The 20870-nt window shown below is 41.6% G+C and carries 22 protein-coding genes; all 22 read right to left on the minus strand.

The genetic code is table 11. The features are described from left to right. Positions 1-229: 229 nt before the first annotated feature. The 22 genes from pepF to radC all read right to left on the minus strand — a co-directional run bounded on the left by pepF (position 230) and on the right by radC (position 20772). Positions 230-2026, minus strand: coding sequence for an oligoendopeptidase F (gene pepF, locus HNQ46_RS06710; RefSeq protein WP_183684008.1), 1797 nt, complete (start codon positions 2024-2026; stop codon positions 230-232). A gap of 13 nt (positions 2027-2039) precedes the next feature. Next, complete coding sequence (rsfS, locus tag HNQ46_RS06715; RefSeq protein ID WP_183684009.1) at positions 2040-2369, minus strand: ribosome silencing factor; 330 nt, start codon at positions 2367-2369, stop codon at positions 2040-2042. Continuing rightward, a complete protein-coding gene (yqeK, locus tag HNQ46_RS06720) occupies positions 2370-2963 on the minus strand; it encodes a bis(5'-nucleosyl)-tetraphosphatase (symmetrical) YqeK (RefSeq protein ID WP_183684010.1) in 594 nt (197 codons plus the stop codon). It lies immediately after the preceding gene. A 134-nt stretch (positions 2964-3097) separates the two neighbouring features. After that, positions 3098-3703, minus strand: coding sequence for a nicotinate (nicotinamide) nucleotide adenylyltransferase (gene nadD, locus HNQ46_RS06725; protein ID WP_183684011.1), 606 nt, complete (start codon positions 3701-3703; stop codon positions 3098-3100). Next, the gene (locus HNQ46_RS06730; RefSeq protein ID WP_007156121.1) at positions 3700-4005 is read right to left on the minus strand and encodes a YhbY family RNA-binding protein; all 306 of its coding nucleotides are present in this window, start codon (positions 4003-4005) and stop codon (positions 3700-3702) included. Before HNQ46_RS06730 ends, nadD begins: the two co-directional genes overlap by 4 nt. Next, complete coding sequence (gene obgE, locus HNQ46_RS06735; RefSeq protein WP_183684012.1) at positions 4002-5306, minus strand: GTPase ObgE; 1305 nt, start codon at positions 5304-5306, stop codon at positions 4002-4004. Before obgE ends, HNQ46_RS06730 begins: the two co-directional genes overlap by 4 nt. Before the next feature lie 107 nt (positions 5307-5413). Continuing rightward, positions 5414-5671, minus strand: coding sequence for a 50S ribosomal protein L27 (rpmA, locus tag HNQ46_RS06740; RefSeq protein WP_007156119.1), 258 nt, complete (start codon positions 5669-5671; stop codon positions 5414-5416). Positions 5672-5697: 26 nt separating this feature from the next. Continuing rightward, positions 5698-6003, minus strand: a complete 306-nt coding sequence (rplU, locus tag HNQ46_RS06745; RefSeq protein WP_007156118.1) for a 50S ribosomal protein L21 — start codon at positions 6001-6003, stop codon at positions 5698-5700. A 113-nt stretch (positions 6004-6116) separates the two neighbouring features. Beyond that, positions 6117-8093, minus strand: a complete 1977-nt coding sequence (locus tag HNQ46_RS06750) for a C40 family peptidase (protein ID WP_183684013.1) — start codon at positions 8091-8093, stop codon at positions 6117-6119. Between the two features lie 34 nt (positions 8094-8127). Beyond that, the gene (locus HNQ46_RS06755) at positions 8128-9039 is read right to left on the minus strand and encodes an RluA family pseudouridine synthase (protein ID WP_183684014.1); all 912 of its coding nucleotides are present in this window, start codon (positions 9037-9039) and stop codon (positions 8128-8130) included. Further along, on the minus strand, positions 9036-9539 hold the full coding sequence (lspA, locus tag HNQ46_RS06760; protein WP_183684015.1) for a signal peptidase II: 504 nt from the start codon (positions 9537-9539) through the stop codon (positions 9036-9038). The genes HNQ46_RS06755 and lspA overlap by 4 nt, the downstream gene beginning before the upstream one ends. Next, positions 9536-10624, minus strand: coding sequence for a 3-dehydroquinate synthase (gene aroB / locus HNQ46_RS06765; RefSeq protein ID WP_183684016.1), 1089 nt, complete (start codon positions 10622-10624; stop codon positions 9536-9538). The genes lspA and aroB overlap by 4 nt, the downstream gene beginning before the upstream one ends. 125 nt (positions 10625-10749) lie before the next feature. Then, a complete protein-coding gene (locus HNQ46_RS06770; RefSeq protein WP_243155874.1) occupies positions 10750-11265 on the minus strand; it encodes a cell division protein SepF in 516 nt (171 codons plus the stop codon). Positions 11266-11396: 131 nt separating this feature from the next. Then, the gene (locus HNQ46_RS06775; RefSeq protein WP_183684017.1) at positions 11397-12773 is read right to left on the minus strand and encodes an HlyD family efflux transporter periplasmic adaptor subunit; all 1377 of its coding nucleotides are present in this window, start codon (positions 12771-12773) and stop codon (positions 11397-11399) included. 2 nt (positions 12774-12775) lie between these two features. After that, positions 12776-13195 carry a twitching motility protein PilT gene (locus HNQ46_RS06780; protein WP_183684018.1) on the minus strand — a complete coding sequence of 140 codons (420 nt, stop codon included), beginning with the start codon at positions 13193-13195 and terminating at the stop codon, positions 12776-12778. Between the two features lie 80 nt (positions 13196-13275). Next, positions 13276-14283, minus strand: a complete 1008-nt coding sequence (locus tag HNQ46_RS06785; protein ID WP_207719998.1) for a D-alanyl-D-alanine carboxypeptidase family protein — start codon at positions 14281-14283, stop codon at positions 13276-13278. Next, positions 14276-14668, minus strand: a complete 393-nt coding sequence (locus tag HNQ46_RS06790; protein WP_040648314.1) for a methylglyoxal synthase — start codon at positions 14666-14668, stop codon at positions 14276-14278. The genes HNQ46_RS06785 and HNQ46_RS06790 overlap by 8 nt, the downstream gene beginning before the upstream one ends. 10 nt (positions 14669-14678) lie before the next feature. Next, on the minus strand, positions 14679-15818 hold the full coding sequence (locus HNQ46_RS06795; protein ID WP_183684019.1) for an FtsW/RodA/SpoVE family cell cycle protein: 1140 nt from the start codon (positions 15816-15818) through the stop codon (positions 14679-14681). Between the two features lie 14 nt (positions 15819-15832). Beyond that, entirely contained in the window at positions 15833-18703 is a 2871-nt protein-coding gene (locus HNQ46_RS06800) for a penicillin-binding transpeptidase domain-containing protein (protein ID WP_183684020.1), read from the minus strand. Then, a complete protein-coding gene (mreD, locus tag HNQ46_RS06805; RefSeq protein ID WP_040648512.1) occupies positions 18700-19191 on the minus strand; it encodes a rod shape-determining protein MreD in 492 nt (163 codons plus the stop codon). The genes HNQ46_RS06800 and mreD overlap by 4 nt, the downstream gene beginning before the upstream one ends. 31 nt (positions 19192-19222) lie before the next feature. Next, positions 19223-20083, minus strand: coding sequence for a rod shape-determining protein MreC (gene mreC / locus HNQ46_RS06810; protein WP_183684021.1), 861 nt, complete (start codon positions 20081-20083; stop codon positions 19223-19225). After that, positions 20083-20772 (minus strand): RadC family protein, encoded by a 690-nt coding sequence (gene radC / locus HNQ46_RS06815; protein ID WP_183684022.1) that lies wholly within the window; start codon positions 20770-20772, stop codon positions 20083-20085. The genes mreC and radC overlap by 1 nt, the downstream gene beginning before the upstream one ends. Positions 20773-20870 lie beyond the last annotated feature (98 nt).

The raw sequence follows: 20870 nt of genomic DNA on the forward strand, positions 1-20870 counted from the left end.
AAATAAAAATGTTTGTTACTTGTCAATTCTATAACAAAATTGGACAAATCGCAAGTAGAGCCTTAAATAGAAGCTTATTTATAGGTAATTATTATTGCAAAAATTTCCCACTATACAAAAAAAGGAGAAGAAACTGTAAAAATTAAAATAGTTTTCTAAGCAATATAGGTCTGAAAACTTCTATATTTTAATTTTTTACAGTAACTTCCCCTGTAAAGATCGTGGGAAATTATGCTTTATGATATAAGTCTCTCATTTCCTGAACGATGCTATGGAACATACTGATGGCATCCACCATGGGCTTTTCCGTGGAAAGATCCACTCCTGCAAGCTGTAATAAGGATACCGGATCATTGGTACAACCGCTGGACAGGAACTTCTTGTATTGCTCCAGTGCCCCCTCTTCCTTGGCTAAAATTCTTTTGGCAATAGCACAGGATACGGCAAAGCTTGTAGCATACTGGTATACGTAGAAGTTATAGTAAAAATGAGGGATTCTGCTCCACTCTACGGAAATCAGATCATCAATCTTCATATCCGGACCAAAGTAATAGCTATTCAAATCATGATAGACCTTCTCCAAGCTATCTGCAGTGATGGCCTCTCCTGCTTCTAACATAGAAGCGGCTTTGCGCTCAAACTCGGAAAGCATAGTTTGTCTAAAGAAGGTTCCTTTAAAGCTCTCCAGGAAATGGTTGTAAAGATAAAGCTTCTCTTCCTTGTTTTTTGCCTGTTCCATCAGATAATATAACAGCAGCACTTCATTGGTGGTGGAAGCTACTTCCGCAACAAAAAGCTTGTATTGAGAATTCAGGAATCCCTGCTTTTGCTCAGAATAATAGGAATGCATAGCATGTCCCAGCTCATGGGCTAAGGTAAAGAGATCATCCATGGTGCCTTGATAGCTCATAAGAATAAAGGGATGGACACCGAAAACAGGGTTACAATAAGCTCCCACACGTTTTCCGTCATTTTCCTTGGCATCAATCCAATATTCGGAATAAGCTTTTTTCAAAAGCTCCTGATAGTCCTCTCCCAAAGGCTTGAGACCCTTTAAAATCACTTCCTTGGCTTCCTCAAAATCAATATGGTATTCGTAATCCTTTACCATGGGAGCGTAGACGTCATACATGGAAAGGTCTTCTAAGCCAAGCATTTCCTTTCGAAGAGATACATAATCATGGAAGGCGGAAATCTTCTTGTGAACGGCAGAAATCAAATGCTCCCAAACCTTTTCCGAAACATCCACTTCTCCTACGGAAGCGGCAAAGGCTGTAGGATAATTTCTGGCTTTGGCAAAGAAATACTGTTGCTTCAGTTGTGCATCAAACAAAGCGGCAAAGGTGTTTCTATGCTCCTGATAAACCTTGTAAAAAGCTTCATAGACTGCTTTACGTAATGCTCGGTTATTGCCGGTCTGTAAGGGAACAAAACGGGCATTACTGACGGGAATTTCTTCCCCGTTCATTTCTACGGAAGGAAATTGAAGATCGGCATTTTGCAGCATGGAAAATGCCTGATAAGGACCACTGGCCATGGACTGAGCCGATGCCAAAAGCTTTTCGGCATTCTTATCCAAAGTATGCTCTTTTAATCTTCTAACGTCCTTAATATAAACGGAATACTTCTCCAGTTCCCTACATTCTGTAAATGCTCTATCTAGATATTCCGAAGACAAGGAAAGAATCTCCGGATCGAAAAATGCCAATTTCTCTCCGTTTCGAACCTCTACAGCCATTGCTCTTTGATTTAAGCTTAAGGCTTCCTGATCTTTGGTATCCACATCGCTTTTCATCATGCTGTAAGCCAAAAAGTGGCTGGATAATAAGGACAATGCCTCTTTCTTCTTCAAAGCCTTCAATAAAACTTCTGGAGAACTGCCGAGACGTCCCTCATAGGAAGCAATTTCTGTTGCTTTCTCTTCGGATTCCGCCAATGCCTTTAAAAATGTTTCGTCATTGGCATATAAATCATCAAAGTGCCAAACTTCTTCTCTACTTAGCTCCTGTCTTTTTACACTTTTCATGCTATAGCCTTTCTTATAATTCTACTCTCTTGGCATCAGACCAGATTTTTTCCAGGTTGTAAAAGGATCTGGTTTCCTTGTCAAAAAGATGCACGATAACGTCCTTATAATCTAAAAGAATCCAGCCGGAGCTGCTCTCTCCCTCTGCTTTACGGTTATCCAAATGAACGGTTTCTTCCAAAGCATCCTTCAGGGCGTCCAGCTGTCTTACATTATCTGCAGAAACTAGCACAAAATAATCCGATAACACGGAAATTTCGGAAATGTCCAGAATAATTATGTCACTTCCTTTTTTCTCGTCTAAAACAGATACAATTTTTTTACATAAGTCCAAAGATTCCATTTATACCTCCTTTTTCTCTTGATAGTATGCTAACGCATCCAGGGATAAAGAGCAACAATGCTGTCCTTTTTCTTTTACATAGGCAATACTTGCTTCCAAACAGAGCATTACCGCCAAATCCAAATCTTTAAAGGCAATTTCCCGAATAGCTGTTAAGTCCTCCCGATTCCCTCTTCTTACCTCAATATAATCAGCCAAATATACAATCTTTTCCAGAGTGGTCATCGCCGGTTTTCCCAGAGTATGGTAGTAAATGGCGGAGAGTATTTCTTCATTATCGATTTGAAAATGTTTTTTGGCATAACAGGCACCGTAAATACCGTGAAGAACCTGTGGCGCCTCCAAATACTCGGGAAGCAGAGGGATATGATCTCTTTGACAAGCTTCCAATAATTCTTTTTTACCCATGTATTTCGCGCAATCATGGCAAAGCCCTGCAAGCTCCGCCTTTTGGAGATCCACCCCGTGGGCCATAGCCAGACAAATGCTGGTAAAGGCAACACTTAGAGAATGTTCATATCGCTCCTTCTTTAAATGCTCCTGTAAATGCTTTCGAATTTCTTCGATTTTCTGCATAAATTCTTTTTCTTCCATGATTCCTCTTTGATATTGATATCCTCTTCGATAAAGATATCCTCTTCGATAAAGATATCCTCTTCGATAAAGATATCCTCTTCGATAAAAGATATCCTTTTCGATAGAGATATATCTCTATATGATCTCCTTCTTCAACGGTAGAAGCCCTTTTTTAATATGTACTCTTCCACCGACTTAGGAAGCATTCCATGGATGGACTTTCCTTCTTTCAGCCGATTCCGAATCTCCGTACTGGAAAGATCGATAGCCGGCATGGAAAACAACTTACAATGTAAAGAAAATTCTTTCTCCAAAGCTTCCTTTTCCTTTTGGAATGTTGATAACGCCATCTCCCCGTTTCGATTGGCAATATAAAAATCCACTAGTTTCCCAAGTTCTGCAATCTTATGCCAGGAACGAAGGGTTAAAAACTGATCGGTACCGATTAATAGACTATAAGATTCTGTCGGATTCTGTCGTAGCAGTTCTCTTACCGTATCGAAGGTGTAAGAATTTCCCTCCCGTTCCCCCTCAATGGGAGAGAAAGCAAAATCCGGACAATTTTCAATAGCCAGTTCCAAAAGCTTCAGCCTATCGGAAAAGGGAAGTAAAGACTTCTGCTCTTTGTGATAGGGGGTGCCGGTGGGAATAAAAAGAACCTTGGAAAAATGACTGCTTTCCATGGCGGCTTCCGCCATTTTTAAATGTCCGTAATGCACCGGATTAAAGCTTCCCCCTAAAATGGCTATGGGTTTCATAGAGAGAATTTCCTGTCTTTTTCTTCTTTTGCCGGCTTGTATAAAACAATCATACGACCGATAATCTGTACCAGCTCCGTTCCGGAACGCTCTGCAATGGTGTTTCCCAGTTCCCGTAAATCATCAATACAATTTTTTAAAACATGAATCTTCATTAACTCATGCTTTTCCATATATTCCCTTACCGCTTCAATAAATTCAGGAGTAATGGAATTCTTTCCCAAAGAAAGGGTTGGTTCTATCTTCTGTGCAGCTCCTTTTAAAGCGGAACGCATTTTACTGTCTTTGATGTAGGATTTCATTCCTCGTCCTCCGTGTCATAATATTCAAATTCGTGGGTATAAATCTTGATGGTATCTCCTTCTTTTAGGCCCATTTTCTTTAATTCTTTAATAATACCCTGCTCTACCATAAAACGCTGGAAGAAAAGGAAGCCCTTCTCCGCTTCCAGGTTGGTATAGCCCAGCATCTTCTCCATTTTTGGACCTTCCACGACAAAAACACCCTCTTCCGGATGATCATAGCTGATAGCCAGCATTTCTACCGCACCAAGATTGTCCAGATCAACTTCGCTTTCATAGACTACAGCCTGCTCTTTATTTTCCTCCAATAGCTCCCAGGTTTTCTCTAATATCGGTAAAATTCCTTGATTGGAAGCTGCGGAAAGACGGAAAAAGGGAAGCTTATGCTCTGTACAATACTTCTCCAAAAGGACCAGATTCTCTTCCTGCTCCTCGCTTTGTACCAGCTCTATCTTGTTAGCAGCCACAATCATAGGCTTACGGAGAATTTCCTCATCATATTCTTCACATTCCTTTTGAATTTGTAAAAAATCCTCCAGAGGCTTTCGGCCTTCCGTTCCTGCGGCATCCACCATATGAATTAAAACTCTGGAACGATGAATATGACGAAGGAATTGAAAACCCAGCCCGACACCGGAGGAGGCACCTTCTATAATGCCCGGAATATCCGCCATAACAAAGCTTCTGTCTCCCTTTAAATTCACCACACCAAGGTGGGGATTCAAGGTAGTGAAATGATAGTTGGCAATTTCCGGTCTGGCATTACTGCACATGGAAAGTAAGGTGGACTTTCCCACATTGGGATAGCCCACTAATCCCACATCCGCGATTACCCGTAATTCCATACGCAGAGTAATCTCTCTGGCTTCTTCTCCCGGCTGAGCAAACTTCGGTGCCTGCATGGCGGGGGTGGCAAAATGCATATTGCCCAGGCCTCCTTTACCGCCCTTTAATAAGATCATTCGCTGATTCTCTCCGCTCATATCCGCAATCAGCTTACCGGTCTCCTCATCCTTTAAGAGTGTTCCTTCCGGAACCTTTAAGATAAGATCCTTGCCGTTCTTTCCATGCATCTTTCTGCCGTCTCCCTCCTGTCCGGGTTCTGCGGCATATTTTGTTTTATGACGGAAGGGTTCCAGGCTGTTCAGCCCCTTGTCCACTTCTACAATAATGTCTCCACCCTTTCCGCCGTCTCCACCGTCCGGGCCTCCTGCAGGAACAAACAATTCTCTACGAAAGGATACATGGCCGTTGCCACCTTTTCCGCTTTTAACATAAATTTTTGCAATATCTGCAAACATGAATACTCCTTTTTCTAAAAAGAAGCAGGACGATTTCCTGCAAAATATTTTTTCCTTTACTATAGGAAAACCCCACGCCGGATAACCAGCATGGGGTTAATGTTTCCTTATGCCTTTGGAAGTACAGATACTTGCTTGCGATCTCTTCCTAGACGGCCAAATTTAACGACTCCGTCCACCTTTGCAAATAAGGTGAAATCATTTCCCAAGCCTACATTCAGACCTGGATGAATTCTGGTTCCGTTCTGCTTGTACAGAATGTTTCCAGCCTTAACGAACTGACCATCTGCTCTCTTTTGACCAAGTCTTTTCGACTCGGAATCTCTACCGTTTTTGGTAGAGCCCATACCCTTATGATGAGCCATGTAATTTACCTATCCTTTCCTAAAAATTAACCGATCTTGTCAATTTTTACTTCTGTAAAAAGCTGTCTGTGACCATTCTTCTTGTGGTATCCGGACTTTCTCTTGTAACGGTAAACGATAACCTTCTTACCCTTACCATTCTGAAGAACAGTTCCGCTAACCTTTGCATTGGCAACAGTAGGTGTACCAATCTTCAAAGAACCGTCATTGAGAAGAAGAACCTGATCAAAAGTAATCTTTGCTCCCTCTTCTACTTCCAACTTCTCCACACGGATTACATCGCCTTCACTGACTTTGTACTGCTTTCCGCCACTTACAATTACTGCGTACATTAGGAATCCTCCTATAAAAATTTACTCGCTAGCTATGGTGAGACATGCTTCTTAAACCTCGCTAGGCGGCATCTAGGTTACTTTACAGTAAACTGCCTTCTTCGTCAAGCTTTTTATGGCAAAATACTGCGATAATAAGGATAATTTGCCTGTACTTCATCTACGGAAATATTTCCGGCTGTACCGTTTTCATGGACTGCCAGCATCTTTCCGTCCTTTGTCCACTTAATAAAGACCACAACATGGCTTTCTCCGCTGGGTTGGATAATCAAATCACCCGCTTTTAATTCACTCCGTTTGATTTTCTGGCCTTTTCCGATTAATTCCTGGGTGCTGGAAGCAAAATCCAAGCTTCTGTCCACACTGGACCAGTAAGCCCATTGTACAAAGCCGGAGCAATCTAAGCCCTTTCGATTTCTTCCTTTATAGTCCGAAGAAGAAATGGTGGCTCCGAAGTGGTTTCCTTCCAAGCCCTTTACCCCGGCTTTCCCTCCGTAAAAATAGGGAACCTTTCCCACCGATGATAAGGCAAAATGAATCAAAGCCTTTCTTTCCTCACTAAGATCCTTCGGTAAATCCTTCATATAAGAAGATATTTCTTCCTCCGTAAGAGGAGACTTCTTTTCTACGGAAGAGATACTGAGACCGTAGTCTTTAAACCAGTCCTGTTCCTTCAAACGCTTTACAGCAGCAATGGTATAGTCATTCCAGCCATGCCAACGACTTCCCGGTTTTTGATCCTGTTCCTCCAAATCCTTAATAGAATCCAGTTGAATATTTCTGAGTCCGTTTTCATCATCGAAACCGACTACAGTGATTTTAATGGTTAAATCCACGTGTCCGGGACAATAATTTTTGGGTAATTTTTTCTGATCTTGAATACTGCTTGCTTTCTGCTCTGCCTTTGTTCCCGTTGTTTCTTTTGTGACTTTACTTTCCTTCGGCAGATTTGAGGCACTTAGTTCTGCATGTAGGGAGGTGCTGTTCTCCTTATTTTCACTAGACTTTTCTGCCTGCTCCGGCAGTGCTTTGGATTCGGAGCTACTCTCTCCCGCTTCTCCGGCAGTGCTCTTTTGGTTGTTCTCCTGATTTGATTTTGTTTCCTGGGTTTGCTTACTTTCTTGTGCTTGTTTACTTCCCTGTGCCTGTTTACTCTCCTTTGTAGCGTTTGTGTCCTGATTTGCTTTGCTGTCAGTCACTGTTTCGGAGGGCTTTTCTGAAGTACTTTCCGCCTTGCTTTCTTCGCTTGCTTTTGTTTCTCCGCCCGGGGGAGCATCGGTATTGGCGGCCTCTTCCGCCAGCATTTCCTCCTTGGCATCCTTATGAATACAGCCCTGGTCGTAATAGACCGGACCGATGCTTATGCTATAGGAATGAGACTTTGTATATAGCTCATTAACAATGGCACGAAAACGCTCTTCGTCCAGATAATTATGCTGATAGGTATAGACACTGGCCATAGCCAAAATATCCTTTACATTACTGGATTCCTGGATTTCCTTTCCGTCTCCGTTATAGTATCTATAATGGATATTTTTAAAATAAGGGATTGCCCAGCTATTTTTTTGCTCCGGAGATTGGCCGGCTGCCTGAGGATTGTAACTTCCCAGAATAGCGGAACGCTTCAGTCCCAAAAGCTTTGCAGTATGTTCCGGGGTGTCTCCTGTACTATCGTAGATTTTGGCCAGGTCCGCACTTTCCCTTTCCATCAGTTCCTGATAAATCCTCCCCCCAACAGAGTCCAGGGGATTTCCGTCCTGGCGGATATCCACAAGATTATACCGGTCAATAAAGGGACGAGGATTTATAAATTCGTCTTCCTTACGCTCCGTATGAATAGTATTGGTCCATTTTCCTTTCTGCATTACACTACTGCTGGTAATGTCGTCCCTTAGAAGGCTGTCACTGCTCTTGTGTAAAGCATTTTGTCTGTCATGCATTTTTGGGGCGTATACGATGGAGAGGCATAAGATCATAAACAAAGAAAGAAAGAAGAGCAAAAAACTTTCCTTCTTCTTGCTCTTCAAAAATATCTTAGCTTTTTCTATAGCCGGTTTCCATTTTCCTTTTTTCTTTCTACTCTTTGACAAGTGTTTTCCTCTACTTTTTCTTAAATTGAAGTTTTTATTTTTTTCTCAGCTTTTCCAATAAAGCTTGAAAATCCGCAGGATAAGGAGCCGAAAATTCCATATATTCCCCGGTTCTGGGATGCCGGAACCCCAGTATCATGGCATGTAAGGCCTGTCCGGAAATCCCATCCTTTCTGTTTTTCAGTCCGTATACCGGATCTCCCAAAAGGGGATGGCCTATGCTCTTCATGTGCACACGGATCTGATGGGTACGACCGGTTTCCAAACGGCACTCTACCAGAGTAGAGTCGGAAAAACGTTCCAAAACCTTATAATGGGTTACCGCCTCCTTACCGTGTTTGTATGATATGGCTTGTTTTTTTCTATCTTTTTCATCCCGACCTATAGGCGCGGAAATGATGCCATCTTCCTCTTTGATTTTTCCAAAAACCAAGGCATGATAGCGTCTTGTGATACTATGCTCCTCTAATTGCTTCGCAAGACTTTGGTGACTTAAGTCATTTTTACAGATTAAAAGGAGACCTGTGGTGTCCTTATCAATGCGATGGACGATTCCGGGACGATTCACGCCGTTAATGGAGGAAAGAGATGAGCCTGCATGGGCTAACACGGCATTTACCAATGTACCGCTGTAATGTCCCGCTGCAGGATGGACCACCATTCCCCTTTCTTTATTGACCACCAAAAGATCATCGTCTTCGTAGACGATATCCAAGGGAATAGCTTCCGGAAGGACCTCCGGATCCTTTTGTTCGGGAATATCAAAGTCTATCCGGTCTCCCGCCTTTACCTTTAGAGAGGCCTTGGCTTTTTCTCCGTTAACAGAAACACAGCCCTCCTGAATACATTTTCCCAGATAGGAACGACTGAAATCATGATCTTTCTGTTCAGACAAATATTTATCCAGACGTTGTCCTTCTTTTTCCTTTGCAACTTCCCAAATCATTTCTTCTCCTTCAAGAAGGAAAACTCCTCTTCTTTATAGTAAAAGAAGAATAAAAACAGAAGGAAAAAACAAGCCCCGGTTACATAGATGTCTGCAAGATTGAAGACGGGAAAATCAATGGGACGAAAATAAATGAAATCCACTACATAGGCTTGTCTTTGTCGATCAATACAATTTCCGATAGCTCCGGAAAAAACCAAGAGAAGGGAAAAAAGAAAGGGCAGATACCTTTTTTTTATCGGCGTTTTGTGAAAAATAATCAGGACGCCTGCCAGCACAATAATCGTAATAAGCAGGAAAATGATTTGTTGACCGTGAAGGATGCCAAAGGCTGCTCCGGCATTTTCCACATAGAGTAAGGAGAGAATATTGGGAATCAGTTGTATTTCTTTTCCGCTCTTTAAATATTCCACTGCCAATGCCTTGGTCCACTGGTCCAGAAAAATCAACAGGGCACTGCACAGGAAGAAAACAATCCATGATGTTCCTTTTTTACTCATACTTCCTCACTTCTCATATACTGCTTCAATACCGCTTCAATGCGCTCTTTACTGATATCCTCTTCAATATAAGGACTGCAAAGATGATGGAGCAAAACAAATTGGAGATGCTGATTTTTTTGTTTTTTATCCTTGGATAAGGCTTCAAAAATATCTTCATGCTTTAAAGCCTTGCAATGGGTTTCCAAGCCCATATCTTCCATCAGCTCCTGTACCTTTAAAATATCTTCTTTAGCAATATTTTTGCATAGAGACAGTGCCATAAGGCTTCCGAAGGCCACACATTGCCCATGACTATAGGAAAAATCCGCAACCTTTTCAATGGCATGTCCTAAGCTGTGTCCGAAGTTTAAAAACTTTCTGTCCCCATGCTCATAGGGATCTTTTTCTACAAAATATTTCTTGATACGATTACTTTGATAAATCGTCTCCAAGAGAATTTCAGGATTCCTCTCCTGCAAAGCTTCTTTATGCTCCAGGAGGTAAGGCAGATATTTTTCGTTATGAATTAAAGCATGCTTAATGATTTCTCCCATGCCGGAAGCATACTGTACCTTCGGTAAAGATAAAAGACAATGCATGGAGGAATACACCAGCTTAGGCATATGAAAGGCACCGATTAAATTCTTATAATGATAAAAATCAACACCGGTCTTTCCGCCGATGGAAGAATCCACCTGGGCTAAAAGCGTGGTGGGAATCTGAATAAAATCAATTCCCCGGAGATAGCTGGCAGAGGCGAAGCCGGTCATATCTCCTACCACTCCTCCACCCAGGGCAATCATCATGTCCTTTCTTTCCAATTCCATATCCAATGCAGCCTGATAGATTTTTTGGATATGCTCTAAATCTTTAAACTCTTCTCCTGCCGGAAGTACACATACGCTTATAGCGGAAAAAGAGTCCTCTATGGTATTTTTTAAATCCTCCAAAAAAAGTTTGGCAACCTGGTCGTCAGTAACAATCAGTGCTTTTTTCTTTTTGGAAGATACAGAGTTTAAACGCTCCGGTAATGCCGAAAAATCCTTTTCTAAAAAGATACTGTAGATTAATGAATCTTCCTGATAAATGTCTAACTTTCTCATGCCAATTCTTCCCCTTAATCTATTACTTAAAAACAAATAAGAATATTAAAGCTTTCCGAGCTTGACAGAAATCCCGGAAAGACAAAAAAAGGCATACCCCATAGGATATGCCTTAATAAACGAGATTACATATTCAGATGAATGCCGTTATACTCTGCGTTAGAGGAGAATACACTTCCTGCAAAGTCACCGGATAATTCCACATCCTCTGGGCCAGCGATGAAAATATAAGTGGAAATCTTCTTGATATCTCCGCCAATGGCATATACTGTTCCGGAAACAATATCAATAATTCGCTGAGCAATTTCAGTATGAAGGCCTTCCATATTCAATAAAACAGAGGTGCCATCCAAAAGATAATCACTGACGTTGATTGCATCTCCCAAAGAGCTGGGCTTCATCATAACAACCTGCATACTGGCTGATTTAGGCTCTACCTTTTCTTTGGACTTACCAAACAATCGAATCTTTGGTTCAGCCGACTCTTCCTCTTCTCTTCTAGAGAAGAAAGAGCTTCTCTTTGGTGCTGCTTCCTCTTCTTCCTCGTACTCGTCCTCAAAATCATAATCCTGATCTAAGTCATCGTACTCATCTTCACGATCCAAATTCATTTTCTTCATTAAATTGCTAAAAAAGCTCATATCGATCTCCCAATTTGGTCTAATTAAACAAGATTATTTTACTCAATTTTAAGATATTGTCAAGCTTAAAAAATATCAATTTTCCTGAATATTTTAAGACTGAAATTCAGTTCCCGGATAAAAGCGCAGGATCAATAGATAATCTGCCCATCCGTGACCATATTTCCCTGTAAAACAATATGGTCATAAACGGAAATGCCGTTTTTACTGTGGGAATCTACTATCAGATAATCATCATTTTTTTCTATCACCTGAATAGGATGGAAAATTGCATAGCCTCGATTAATATCATAGACACCTTCCAGTGCTTTCCTTGGTCCAACCACAAAGGAAGCATTTCCCGACTCCTTTACCAGAACATTTCCGCTTTGGATATCCTGGGCCGAGGGGTTGGTTTCAATTTTTAAATAGCAATATTGATCATCTGTCATATAAATATCGGTAGAAAGAAATTCTCTACTGCCATCAGCTTTTTGACGATAAAAACCGCTACTCTTATCCGGTCCCTGCCTTAAAAATTCCTTTGGGACAATATAAAAGTCTTTATTGACTACAGAAGAAAGCGGAATCTTTAATCCGCTTTCTTCCTTTTCCTGCATGGAGAAGGTCACAAAGCGGGAATCCAGAAAGTAGTCCAAATAATCGTCCAGCTTAATATCCCCATAGATTTTGCCGTCTTCTCCTCGATATAGAGAAAAGCTTCCCTGCAAATCCATGGAATTTACCGGAAAATGAATATTTACCGTAGTGGTATTTTCCATCTTCTTGGCATCTCCTTCCTCCAAAGGAAATAAAATTTCCCATTGGGAGGAGGTAATTATTTTATATAAAGGATTGCCGGCTTCTACACGAACGCCGTTTTGGGCATAGTTTACAGAGCTTTGGGCATTTTGCAGAATCTCCGCCGTAAGTTTTTCTTTTTGAAAGTCCTCATAACCGTCAATGGTATAAGAGACAATACCGGCTTCTTCCGCATCCATCACGGTATAGGAAATCCCTAACTGGGAAAGAGCCTTTTGTACCGTATTTTCTCCCTCTTCCGTATTAAATAAGAGAGTGTTTTGAAGACTGCCCTGAAGGGTATACAGCCCGGTAAACTGATTGTTTTGAAAGCTGCCTGCAAAGTCCTGAAGACGAAGGCGAATATCTTCTATCTGTTGCTGCGTAAATTCTCCTAAAAGTTCGGGGTGTTCCTGTAAATACTTCTCCAGATTTCCGGTTTCGTCAATAAAGTACAGCTCTCCTCCCTTACTGACTCTTCTTCCGTCCGCTACGGAAAAATGCACATAACCGGACTCTTTGGCGGAATAGCTTTTTTCTTCCCGAATGATCAATCCGGTATACTGTTTTTCTCTCACGAGACTACCCTCTCCCACTTCATAAAAACGAAGGCTTTGTCTTCGGCTGTAGGAAAATACACTAAAAAGAATATAGAGAGCAATAATCACAAAGATTATTCCCTCTATATTCCACATGCTATTCTTTTTGCTCTTTCTTGAACTTGGCATAGTTACAGTGCAATCGCAATATGGTCTCTTAATTCAAGTGGAACATCTTCTTTGTCCATGGACAAACTGCTGATGATGTTAATCTTGTATTTTTCGGACAAAGCATCCAATTTACGTACACAGTCTCCGATAGGCTTTCCTTCCAGACTGGCCAGCTTTAAAAAACTATCTAAAATCAAATATTCCAAATCATGATCCTGAGAAATAATTCCACTGATAAAGCCGACAAACTCATCCTCCGACTCCAACTGGAATTCATTGACATTAATCAAACGTACCTTGTTGTTAAGCTCATACATATGCTGAGAGGAGCGATCCAAAAAATCCACCGTTCCCTTTGCTTCCGTAACGGCTTTGTTCGCCCGATCAATGAGCTGTTTTGTCTTTCCTTTTCCTCTTTGTCCTACAATAAACTGAACCATATGCATTCCTCCTTTAATTCTGAACAAGAAACGATAGCCTATGCTACAATGCCCTGCTTTTTATAAAAAGTATAGACTATTCATGAAATCTTATCAAGTAAGTTTGTCATATTCTCATATAGATTCTCTTTATTTGTCCCCTTCATTACAACAGAATAATAGGGGATAGCAGTGGAAGCTTTGTCCACAGTTAAGGCTAAGCAATAGCCTGCTTTTTTGGTGGTTCCTGTTTTTGCCGCCAAGATTTCCAAACCGTCGGGAAGCTCCTTCTCTCCGGTAGAATATAAATTTGTTGCCTTCCATACCTGGGACTTGGAAATACCGTTTTTATCTTTGTATTGTACCTGAATTTCTTTTGTGGCCAGAATTTCCCGTAAGCTGTCATATTTCATGCATTCTTTTAAAATGAGGTAGATATCATAGGGAGAAGTATAATGATTATCATCCGGCAAACCGTGGGGATTGGTAAAATGGCTGGAAAGGCAACCTAGTTCCAAAGCTTTCTCATTCATCCTGTCTACAAAAGCGGAAACAGAACCTGCCGTAGCCTCTGCCACAGCGACAGCTGCATCATTTCCGGAGGGGAGAAGCATACCGTATAAGAGATTTCTGATGCTAAGACTCTCTCCAACCTGTAAAAATGCAGTGGAAGAACCTGCTTCTTTGATTACGGAGGAGCCGGAAACCACAAATTCCTGATCTAGATTTTCCACGGAAGATACACAAACCAGAGCAGTCATTAATTTGGTGATGCTGGCGGGATAAGTTCTGTCATAGGGATGATTAAAGGAGATAGCCCGATCCCCTTCCTTACCGTCTTCTTCCACCAAAAGAAAATATTCCGCGTCCATATCCTGGATTTGCGCGCTTGTATCTGAAGGAATAGCCAAATCCTTGGCAAAGCTTTTGGTGCTGTTCTGAATATCCTCTTCCACGGTAATGGAAGATAATCTTTGTATACTTTGTTCTTCCTGAAAGGCCTTTTCCAGCTTCGGTTTACAGGAGCTAAGGCAAAGAGGAAAAATACACAGCAAAAGAAAGGCTTTTTTCCTTCTTAAAAAAGTACTCAAAGCCTTTCTTCTAGCCAATATTCCTCCACTCTAACTCACCACGTTCCAGAGCGTGAATTAATAATTCTCCTGTTGCCAGATTTGTGGCAATAGGAATATTGTAAATATCGCATAATCTGACTACGGAATTTACTTCCGGTTCCGTATCCCTTACCGGAGAGGGATCTCTTAAGAAAATTACCATATCCAAATTTCCCTGTTCAATCTGAGATGCCAGTTGTCTGGCTCCTCCGGTTTCTCCCGGGAGAAACTTATGGATTTTCAGATTGGTAACTTCCTCTACCAAAGTGCCTGTAGTTCCGGTTGCATATAATTCATGTCTAGTCAGGATACCTCTGTAAGCAATACAGAAATTTTGCATGAGCTTCTTCTTGGAATCATGCGCAATTAAACCTACCTTCATCTCTACCCTCCTACGTCTTCCTTTGTAAAGCAACATTTAAGACTATTCCGAAACCAAAGTATACGGACAGCAGGGAACTAACGCCTCGCGAAAAAAAGGGAAGTGTAATTCCGGTATTCGGAAACAGTCCGGTTGCCACCGCGATATTTGTATAGGTCTGAAATCCGATCCAGGCCATAACGCCTACACATATTAGCCGACCACTTAAGGTTTTTGCTCTATAGGCTATTATAAGACATTCTAAGATAATCAACAAGAAGATTATAATAATTATTAAAGATCCTCGAAAGCCTAATTCTTCTCCGATTACCGCGAAAATGAAGTCATTATCCTCCTCAACCAGAAAGTTTCCGTTTTTCACGGAGAAGATGGAATTATTAAAAAGTCCCTTTCCGTTAAACATTCCGGAGCCTATGGCCATAATGGACCACATTTGTTGGTAATAATCATTGCTGTTTTCTGAAGGATTTAAAAAGGTCAAAATTCTTTGTACCTGATAGCCCTGTAAAATGGGAATCTTATCATAGAGCCCTGAGGAAAAAAGGTAGAAAAGAAGACCCAAAACTACCACTACCACTCCTAAAAAGGCAAAAATCCATTTTAATTTCAGGGGAGAAGCAAAGGTCATGGCGGCAACGATGACCGTCATAATAATGGTTGTGGATAGATTCGGCTGAATCATGACAAGTCCCACGGGAATGGAAAAGTAAAGTGCTTCCATTAATAAGGCATGAGGGTGATTGATATCCTCCTTCAGCTTCTGCAGGTAATCCGCAAAGAATAGAATCAATCCCACCTTTACGAACTCCGAGGGCTGTACCTTTCCCAAGACCGGAACGGTAATCCATCTGGTAGCACCGTGTCCGGAAGCTGTTCCGTAGATTTTAACACCGGCTAAAATCAGGACGGAGAGAACATAAATCCAGGGAGACCATTTACAAATCTTCCGGTAATCAATTAAAGAGATTCCCACACACATGGCCAGTCCTACAAAGGAGCCGAGAATCTGTCGTACCACAAGGGGATCCTTAAAGCTTTCCGCCGATGTTGCAGAGCGGACGATAAAGATTCCGATGGTATTTAAGGCAATCATGTATAGGACAAGCCGAAAATCATATTGCTTAAAGTCATAATCTAATTTCCACTTCATATCATCTCTTTCTCTTAGTCACTGACATTGACCAATAAAATGGAGCTGGCATCTCTTTGTAAAATGGTATCCATACTGAGTTTTCCGAAACAATAGTCATAAACCATATTGGCCAGACTGGCTGCGTTACCGGAGGAATATCCAAAGGGAATAGTTACCGTAACGGAGATTTGAGGATCTTCATAAGGAGCATAGGAAACGAACACCGCATGGTTACCTCTATCCTCTCTTTCCTGTGCAGTTCCGGTTTTACCGGCAACGGTGATGTTTTGTCCCAAGAATACATTCTTGGCCACACCCTCGGTAATGATCTTTCGGAGACCTTCATGGACCGCATTCCAGGTGCTGTCCGCATAATCCAAATGTCTCAATAGAGATGCGCCCACCTCTTCCACTGTCTTTCCCTTGGGGTCTGCAATCTTATCTACGATGGAAAGATTGTAAAGATTTCCTCCATTGGCAACAGCAGTGATGTACTTTGCCAGCTGTGCCGTGTTAAAGGCATGGTTTCCCTGTCCAATAGCGGAACGTTCCGGATCATAGTCGGAAATTCTGGGTTCAGCTTCATCCAATTCAATACCGGACTTTTCGTTTAAGCCAAAGTCGCTTGCATATTTCCGGATTCTTTCCATTCCCAGTTCCGCATTGTAATTTCCCTCTGCATCCGTTGCCAAACGATGTCCTAAATCCGCAAAGAAATAGTTACAGGAATTTTTGATACCATCCACCAAGGTTTCATTTCCGTGGTGGGAAGGCCAAATCCAGCAACGAATATTCGGTGTAACTTCCTCATATTTACCGGTACAGTCAATGACAGTGCTTAAATCCAATACCTTTTCTTCCAAGGAAGCAATGGAGCTAATGGGCTTAAAGGAGGAACCGGGAGCCAACTGGGTTTGGGTTGCACCGTTAAGCAGCGGTAAGGATAAGTCTTCATTACATTTTTTTAAATAAGCGGCATCATTAATCCGATTGTTGTCAAAGCCGGGATAGCTGACCAAAGCACGAACCTTTCCGGTCTTTACATCCGTCACCACCACGGAACCGTTACAGGGATCCAGAGCGAACTGTGCCGGAGTAAGCTGCAGCTTTCTGATTTTGTCAATCAGGAAGGTATAGGCAAAATGACTGTCTCCCCGGGCTAAAGCATCATAGGAAGCGGCATCCTGGGGCAATACGTTTTGTTCAAAAAGAGCCATCAAAAGAAGATTGCCTCTTATTTTTTGATTTGCGATAGCGTACTTGTATAGCAGCTTTTCGAATCCGGAATCCTCTCGTAAAAAGCTCATGATTTTGTTGACAAAGAGCTGATAAATCTGTGTACTGTCCGAATATTCTTCCGATAAGTCCAGCTTGGTCGTGTCAATCCATCCCTCTTCTATTCCTTTTTTAATAAAATCATGGAGGGATATGCTGTCGCTTTTCCAAGACGCCAGGGCCTGGGAGGCTTTAAATCGGGAGTCCTCAGGATTTACGATTCCGCCTTCTTTTCCTAATAGGTAATCGTAGATATAAACCATATAGCCCTGCATTTCCTGGGGAAGAGCGGATAATTCTCCGCCGCTATCCTGCATAAGGACAGCTTCCACTTGAGAAAGCACGGCCTCTTTATTTTCCTGAAAGAGAGACCCGATCTGCTTTTCTGCATTTCCGGCATCCTCTGCGGTAAAATGCTCTTTATTCAGGACATTGTTATTAATGAGCTGGTAATAAGCGTCCTTTACGGGAATCATCAGCTGGGACTGCTTCAAAGCACTTTGGTCCAGCTCATTCTGCTCCGTAATCTTGGATGCCAAAATTCCGGCTAATTCCTGTTCCAAAAGATGGTATATGGAAATCTGGTCGTTAGCGGAAATGGTGGTATAAATATCATTTCCCGCTCCGGGCTTTTCCTCGGAGATCACTTCCATAATACTTCCCACGTTGTTCAGATACATTTCCTTGTATCCTTTTTTTCCTTTTAAGACAAGATCCTCACTCTTTTCCAGTCCCCAAACGCCGACCACATCATTTACCGCATAGGAGCTGTCCAGCTTTTGTAAATCCGCCAGCTGATTTTCCTGTACCTGACCGGTATATCCTACGATATGGGAAAGGTAAGGGGCATAATTGTATTTTCGAACAGAGACATTTTCAATATCCACGCCGGGGAGATCATACTTGGATTCCAGAATCTCCGCCATACATTCCCGGGAAACATTGTCCACAATGGTGGTGCTCATATAACGCTGATAGGAGGTCAGTCTAAGGGTATAAATAATACCGATCATATCCAGGGTAGTTTCATCCGACAAAGTAATGGGCTTCCCGTCCTCATCCGTAAGCTTGCTAAAGTTATATAATTTTTTTGCCTGTAAGAAGCATTGCTCAGCGGTACTGTTGGCTTCCTTTTCACTTAATTTCTCCGGCGTTTTTCGGAAAACATTGGCAATGAGGCGTCGTCTGTCCTGATCGCTTGTGGTGGTATAGACAAAGCTTCCGTCTTCCTGCTTTTGTACTTTAAACTGACTTTTAACGGGATATTGATACTTTTCAATAATTTCCGCCAGCTTTTTTAACATTAAATTTCGTTTATTGATTCCGGCACTGGTTCCTGAGAAGCTTCCGGTTTCCGCAATCGTTATGTTGTATTGTAATTCATTGTAAGCCAAAAGCTTTCCGTCTTTATCGTAAATATTTCCTCTGGTTCCGGGAATCACCAAATCCTGTCTGGTGTTTTTTTGGTATTCCTGCAAATAATCATTTCCATGCAATATCTGCAGACGAAAAAGATGCAGTGTTAAAACGGAAAATAAAAGAAAAAAAACAATGGATAATGCAAAGAGTCTGGAGGAAAACAGGCGGTTTAGCATTTCTTTGAGAAAACCAAATAACTCTTTCATCATAAGACTTTTTCCTCCAATTTCTTGCTGGCACTAAAGAAAAAACGATATAAAACTACGGTAAGTAAAAAGGAAAATACAATAGAGGGAAGGACAATATGCAGGGCATAATAAGGAATGTTCCCCTTTCCCCGAACGGCAAAACGGAAAATATAAATATACAGATGATAAATAAGACCGCTGACTACACAAAGAAACAATGGTAGGGTAATGTACTCTTCGTAATAATAATGATGAAAATATCCATTACCATAACCGATTAAAACAAAAATCAGGGAATAGAAACCAAAGGGGCCGGAATAAAACAAATCCATTAAAAGTCCGGCACAAAGTCCATAAAACATTCCCGGTAAAGAGCCATAATAAAAACCGAAGGAAAAGCAGAGGATCAAAAGCAGGTTAGGGCTTGCGGACAAAAAGGGAAGCAGGGGAAATACACTGGTTTGCAATAAAAATGCCAGAATCAAAAGGGCAAAGTAAAACATTGCCATGATTCTTTTTGCGCTTGCCTTTCCTACTTTCTTATTCTGCAAGGTCCTTACTCTCCTTTTGAAAACGATCGTCTTTTCGCTCTTTCAGCACCAAGACTTCCCTTAAATCCGTAAAATCCGCGGCAGGAATCAGATAGCCGTTTTTCATTAAACGCTTTTCATCCTCTTCTATACCGATGGCATAGCCTACCAAAATGCCGGGAAGAAATTTAGAAGAAATATTGGAGGTGACAATACGATCTCCATCCTGAATTACCGCTTCTTTCTTCATATTGGTAATTCTGAGTCTTCCCTCTTCAAAAAGCTGTAAATCGCCGGCCACGATACAGGTATCACTGGACTGAATTCCCATGCAGGAAACTCTGGACTCATCATCTATGATGGAACGTACGGTGGCATAATTCAGGCCTACATCCGTAACAATCCCTACCAGGCCGCCCTTGGCCATAACATTTTGATCTACCATAATGCCGTCCTTGGAGCCCTTGTCAATACGGAAGACTTGGAACCAGTTTTCCGAGTCCTTGGCAATGACTCTGGCGGCTACTTTATCATATTGTAAATATTGCTGATCCAAAGAATATAAATCCCGCAGGCGTTTTAATTCTTCATCATTCTGCTTTAGGATATTGTTTTCTTCTGTTAATAAATCAATTTTTGCCGTAAGCTTCTCATTTTCCGCTTCAGCTTCCAAAAGGGTTTTATACTTTTCCCAACGGGAATATAGCTTATAGCCTACATAATTCACACCGGACTGTATAGGAACCAAAACGGTTCCTACAGCATTCCGAAGAGGATTCATAAAGCCATCCTTAACAGACGACAAGACGATCATCATAATGCATAAGACCGTTAAGAGTATAAAAATATATTGATTTTTCTTCTGCTCCACTATATTTTCCCCTGTTCCTTAAAACTGTAATATTGATTATCTCCGATAATAATGTGATCCATTAAGTGTATTCCCAGATACTCTCCCGCCTTATAGATTTCTTCCGTAGCCCGTTCATCCTCTCTGGAGGGGTGAGGATCCCCGGAGGGATGATTATGCACCAAAATAAAACAAACGGAAGCTGCCCTAAGAGCCTCCATAAAGATTTCCCTTCCGGAAAGAATGGATGCATTAGAGCTACCTTTGGACAAAAGAAAATCCTTTAGCAGTTGAGCTTTTGTGTCCAAAAATAAGACATGAACCTCCTCATGGGCCAAATGCCTTAATTCCTCTTTGAAATACTGAAGCACAGAGCCGGGAGCACGAAAGGAAAGTACTTCCTCCCGAATTTTTCTGTTCCAAATTCTTTTGGCCAGTTCTCCCACAGCCTGTAGCTCTATGGCCTTGCTTAGTCCTACTCCTTTAATGCTTTGCAGTTCTTCCAGACTATACTGCATAAGCCCCACCAAGCCGTCGTAAACCGGACTCAGATGCAAAACCTTATCAGCAAGCCTCAAAACACTTTCTTCCTTTGTTCCGGTTCGTAGAATTACAGCCAGTAGCTCCTCATCCCTTAAAGCGGAAACGCCTAAACGAAGCGCCTTTTCTCTGGGCAATTCCTGCCCGGATTCTTTTAGTGTTAAATGCATATTTTCCTCCTATCCGGAGGAGTCTACAGAGGATTCTATTTTAACACGCTTTCCCCTTTAGGAGCAAAAACTTTTCTTAAGCTTTGGCTATTTTTATT

Origin of the sequence: Oribacterium sinus (assembly GCF_014202695.1) — a bacterium.
Classification (GTDB): domain Bacteria; phylum Bacillota; class Clostridia; order Lachnospirales; family Lachnospiraceae; genus Oribacterium; species Oribacterium sinus.

Bases quoted from the DNA above. Each gene is read 5' to 3' on its own strand.
- rsfS (WP_183684009.1), bottom strand. From the start codon at position 2,369: ATGGAATCTTTGGACTTATGTAAAAAAATTGTATCTGTTTTAGACGAG.
- HNQ46_RS06800 (WP_183684020.1), bottom strand. From the start codon at position 18,703: ATGATGAAAGAGTTATTTGGTTTTCTCAAAGAAATGCTAAACCGCCTG.
- HNQ46_RS06730 (WP_007156121.1), bottom strand. From the start codon at position 4,005: ATGAAATCCTACATCAAAGACAGTAAAATGCGTTCCGCTTTAAAAGGA.
- lspA (WP_183684015.1), bottom strand. From the start codon at position 9,539: ATGAGTAAAAAAGGAACATCATGGATTGTTTTCTTCCTGTGCAGTGCC.
- HNQ46_RS06755 (WP_183684014.1), bottom strand. From the start codon at position 9,039: ATGATTTGGGAAGTTGCAAAGGAAAAAGAAGGACAACGTCTGGATAAA.
- pepF (WP_183684008.1), bottom strand. From the start codon at position 2,026: ATGAAAAGTGTAAAAAGACAGGAGCTAAGTAGAGAAGAAGTTTGGCAC.
- yqeK (WP_183684010.1), bottom strand. From the start codon at position 2,963: ATGGAAGAAAAAGAATTTATGCAGAAAATCGAAGAAATTCGAAAGCAT.
- mreD (WP_040648512.1), bottom strand. From the start codon at position 19,191: ATGGCAATGTTTTACTTTGCCCTTTTGATTCTGGCATTTTTATTGCAA.
- rpmA (WP_007156119.1), bottom strand. From the start codon at position 5,671: ATGGCTCATCATAAGGGTATGGGCTCTACCAAAAACGGTAGAGATTCC.
- nadD (WP_183684011.1), bottom strand. From the start codon at position 3,703: ATGAAACCCATAGCCATTTTAGGGGGAAGCTTTAATCCGGTGCATTAC.
- HNQ46_RS06790 (WP_040648314.1), bottom strand. From the start codon at position 14,668: ATGAAGGTAGGTTTAATTGCGCATGATTCCAAGAAGAAGCTCATGCAA.
- aroB (WP_183684016.1), bottom strand. From the start codon at position 10,624: ATGAGAAAGTTAGACATTTATCAGGAAGATTCATTAATCTACAGTATC.
- rplU (WP_007156118.1), bottom strand. From the start codon at position 6,003: ATGTACGCAGTAATTGTAAGTGGCGGAAAGCAGTACAAAGTCAGTGAA.
- HNQ46_RS06795 (WP_183684019.1), bottom strand. From the start codon at position 15,818: ATGAAGTGGAAATTAGATTATGACTTTAAGCAATATGATTTTCGGCTT.
- obgE (WP_183684012.1), bottom strand. From the start codon at position 5,306: ATGTTTGCAGATATTGCAAAAATTTATGTTAAAAGCGGAAAAGGTGGC.
- HNQ46_RS06770 (WP_243155874.1), bottom strand. From the start codon at position 11,265: ATGAGCTTTTTTAGCAATTTAATGAAGAAAATGAATTTGGATCGTGAA.
- HNQ46_RS06775 (WP_183684017.1), bottom strand. From the start codon at position 12,773: ATGCCAAGTTCAAGAAAGAGCAAAAAGAATAGCATGTGGAATATAGAG.
- HNQ46_RS06780 (WP_183684018.1), bottom strand. From the start codon at position 13,195: ATGGTTCAGTTTATTGTAGGACAAAGAGGAAAAGGAAAGACAAAACAG.
- radC (WP_183684022.1), bottom strand. From the start codon at position 20,772: ATGCATTTAACACTAAAAGAATCCGGGCAGGAATTGCCCAGAGAAAAG.